Origin of the sequence: Streptococcus pseudopneumoniae ATCC BAA-960 = CCUG 49455 (genome assembly GCF_002087075.1) — a bacterium.
Taxonomy (GTDB): Bacteria; Bacillota; Bacilli; order Lactobacillales; family Streptococcaceae; genus Streptococcus; species Streptococcus pseudopneumoniae.
Genome location: NZ_MWSM01000083.1, coordinates 1 through 3,512 on the forward strand (window position 1 = coordinate 1; position 3,512 = coordinate 3,512).

General features: G+C 40.5%; 3 protein-coding genes and 1 pseudogene. 3 read left to right on the forward strand and 1 reads right to left on the reverse strand.

The features are described from left to right. Positions 1-445 precede the first annotated feature (445 nt). The 3 genes from B4W83_RS11925 to B4W83_RS11935 are packed head-to-tail and all read left to right on the forward strand — an operon-like array spanning position 446 to position 3,065. Positions 446-1,504, forward strand: coding sequence for an AAA family ATPase (locus B4W83_RS11925; protein ID WP_000730556.1), 1,059 nt, complete (start codon positions 446-448; stop codon positions 1,502-1,504). A 9-nt stretch (positions 1,505-1,513) separates the two neighbouring features. Next, on the forward strand, positions 1,514-2,293 hold the full coding sequence (gene pnuC, locus B4W83_RS11930; RefSeq protein ID WP_000736870.1) for a nicotinamide riboside transporter PnuC: 780 nt from the start codon (positions 1,514-1,516) through the stop codon (positions 2,291-2,293). Between the two features lies 1 nt (position 2,294). Continuing rightward, positions 2,295-3,065: an NUDIX domain-containing protein gene (locus B4W83_RS11935; protein ID WP_000132692.1), complete on the forward strand. Its 771-nt coding sequence runs from the start codon at positions 2,295-2,297 to the stop codon at positions 3,063-3,065. A gap of 73 nt (positions 3,066-3,138) precedes the next feature. Here B4W83_RS11935 and B4W83_RS13625 read toward each other — a convergent pair. Further along, positions 3,139-3,368, reverse strand: a pseudogene (locus B4W83_RS13625) (hypothetical protein). Positions 3,369-3,512 lie beyond the last annotated feature (144 nt).

The window sequence follows — 3,512 nt, forward strand, 5'->3', positions numbered from 1 at the left end:
TTCGATTAAGCGACGGCTATCGATTATCAAATGTTTGGCTTTTGTAGTATAATGGTTTTGCATCTCTGTGCCTTTCTTGTATTTGTGATTGAACAACAAGTATAACACAGAGGTGTTTTCTTATGCCTAGAAGAGCTTTCATTTGACAAGAGGAACCCTTGAAGCAGTTTTGTCAGCTAAACCAAGGCTAATCTTAGCCTTGGCTTGTCAGCCTAACAGCATCAAGCCTCTTATCAAATGAAATCGAGGGCTAGCTATCAGCTAGTTGAACCATCTAATTTTTAGGAGGGCTGGGTGGCTAACTTCATTATAGAACTTTCACTTGGTTCTCTTTTTCGCAATGTTTTTATAAAAATGATAAAAACTATTGACAAAACAAAAATATAGTTTATAATAAAAACATAGATAATAAAAATATCAAAAACTATAAAAAGGCAATGCGTTTATGAAAAAGAAAACAGCAGTGATATTTGGGACATTTGCTCCGCTTCATCAGGGTCATATCGATCTGATCCAGCGAGCCAAGCGGCAGTGTGACCAGGTCTGGGTTGTCGTTTCAGGCTATGAGGGAGATAGAGGGGAGCAGGTAGGTTTAACGCTTCAAAAAAGATTTCGATATATCCGAGAGGCCTTTGGTGATGACGAGTTGACCTCGGTTTGTAAGTTAGATGAGACCAATCTTCCCCGTTACCCTATGGGTTGGCAGGAGTGGTTGGACAAAATGTTAGCGGAGATTTCTTATGATGAAACCCAACAAGAACTGATCTTCTTTGTGGGAGAAGCAGACTATCAGCAAGAATTATCAAATCGTGGCTTTGAGACTGTCTTGCAAGAAAGAAAGTTTGGTATCTCAGAGACTATGATTCGAGAAAACCCAAGCAAATATTGGAAATATATTGCTCAACCCTTCCGACGTCAGTTTACAAAGAAAGTGTTGATTATGGGAAGTGCTAGCAATGGGAAGACCACTCTGGCAAAGGATTTGGCTAGGTATTACGATGCACCAGTCAGCTTGGAATATGCACGTGAGTACCAGATCAAAAACAATGTCCGCGACGATGAATTGACTCCAAAGGATTACTATTATCTCCTGTTGTGGCAGTATGACCAGACCTCTAAGTTAATTGACAGTAATGCCAATAGGGGACTGGTGATAGCAGACACCAACTCCTTAGTAACCAAGGGCTACTATGATTATTACATGGAGTCAGAGGATCAAGGGGACTTATCGGGAGAGACTTTTGATAATCTCTTTGCCTCGATCTTGGCTAAGGAAAAATGGGACTTGATTTTCTTTGTGCAACCTATTGGCTCCTATGTCAATGACGGATTTAGAGATATGACTATGGCAGAAGACCATATTCGTCATAGTTTTTCCCAGCATTTGGACCAGATGAAGGAGCGCTACTTAGCAAACATTCCACTAGTTTATCTAGCTGAGGATTATCTAGGAAATTATGAAGCAGCAAAAGTGGCTATTGATACCATTTACCAAGCAGATTAGGAGAAACATATGAAAAAACTAACTGAAAAAATCACACAATTTATCGAAAACTTTAAAAATGTTCATGCAGAAGCTCGCAAAATCGGTTTTGCAGGAATCATGCACTTGCTCTGGAAAGATCTCTTTGTCGGTCGTAGCCTCTTCCAGTGGTTGTATCTCATCGCCTTGTCAAGTGTTCCCTTTATCTTGGAATTCACTCAAAATATAGATAGTCATGATTGGTTAAGCTTGTTTGCATCTTGGACTGGGATTGTCTGTGTTATCTTGGTAGCAGAAGGTCGTGCAAGCAATTATCTCTTTGGGGCTATTAACTCTGCTATCTATTTGATTTTGGCCATGGATGCGACTTTTTATGGCGAAGTCTTGACGACCGTTTACTTCTTTGTCATGCAGCCGATTGGCCTCTATGCTTGGCTGTCCAACCGTATTAATGACCAAGGAAAAGCAGAAGAATCGCATTTTGAAGCTAAGAAATTATCTATTTTTGATTGGCTCAAGTACTTGGCCTTGACTGCTATCATTTGGATTGGTATGGGCTTGGCTTATCAAAGTATCCATAGTGCTCGCCCTTTCCGTGATAGTGTTACCGATGCGACCAATGGTGTCGGTCAGCTCTTGATGACCCGTCTCTATCGTGAGCAATGGATTTTCTGGATTGCAACCAATCTCTTTAGTATTTATCTCTGGTGGGGTGAAAATATCCACATCCAAGGGATGTACTGGGTTTACACTCTCAATAGTCTAGTAGGTTGGTACCAATGGACCAAGGCAGTTCGTAAGGAGGCATAAAATGACGGACACGATGATTCCAGCAGGGATGGAAAAAGAATATTTTGAAATTCATGCTAGTCAGGAAGAATTTTTAGACTGGTACCACAAGCAGGAACTCCCTCAATACGAAAAACCAAGTGTAACGGTGGATATGGTAGCCTACTGCTTTGTCGAAGGAAAAATCAAGCTCTTATTAATTCGTCGCAAGGCTCATCCATATCAAAATTGTTTGGCTCTGGTTGGAGGATTTATGAACAAGGGCGAAGATGCTGCGCATGCCTGTCAGCGTGAGGTGAGAGAAGAAGTCAATCTCGATCTTCCTTTGGAAAAAATCGAGCAATTGATGACCGTATCGACCCCCGGCCGTGACCCACGGGGCTGGACAGTGACCATTGCCCACTTGGTTTATTTGCCTAGTCGTGTATTAGAACTTGTTCAAGCAGGAGACGATGCCAAGGATGTTGTTTTTGTAGATGTCGATTTTCAGACAGGCAAATGCTACCTAGAGGGAGTGGAGTTGGAGGAACAAGCCTTCGCTTTTGATCATTATGCCATTATTCAAGAGTCTATCAAACGAATCCAAGGCCGTCTCGACTGGAATCCGACCTTCCTTTATCTGCTGGAGGAGGAGTTCACTGTCTACGAAGGGACTGAACTGGTCAATCTCATCAACCCCGGTCGTCCAATCGTCAGCAATAACTTTCTCGTAAAATACGGAGAATATGTAGAAGAAGTTGGACTCAAACGAGTGCCTAAAAAGAAACCAAGAAAAACCTATCGATTGAAATAAAAAACGAGGTCGGGATAAAGTTCCTGACCTCTTTGTTTGCCTTTATTAGTTTGCTTTGCTGTTGCGACTGTTTTTAGGGATAGTTATCTTTCTTAGAATTGCTCAACATGTGAGTAAAAAGTCTTTGTATCGATACTTGAGATATTTTTCGTGTAGGAATAACAAAGCTATATAGAAAATCATAAAGACTGTGGTCAGATAGAAGATATCAAACGAAGTTTTGCCATAGTGAGTTGCGGATTTATAGGAACCAATTGCTCCCAAAATCAACCAAGGAAGATACTTGAAATACTTATTTAGTATAAGAGTGCACTTCCTATATTCTATTTCACTGTTATTATATTCCTTTGCAGCTAAATATGTAAGCGATTAAATAAGAGCGATTTAAAAAATTTTAAACAAAATAGGAATTTTTCTCTGTTTTTTCTATTATGGCTTCAAGCCAGT

Excerpts from the sequence above, each read along its gene's own strand:
- pnuC (WP_000736870.1), top strand. The coding sequence starts at position 1,514 with ATGAAAAAACTAACTGAAAAAATCACACAATTTATCGAAAACTTTAAA.
- B4W83_RS11925 (WP_000730556.1), top strand. The coding sequence starts at position 446 with ATGAAAAAGAAAACAGCAGTGATATTTGGGACATTTGCTCCGCTTCAT.
- B4W83_RS11935 (WP_000132692.1), top strand. The coding sequence starts at position 2,295 with ATGACGGACACGATGATTCCAGCAGGGATGGAAAAAGAATATTTTGAA.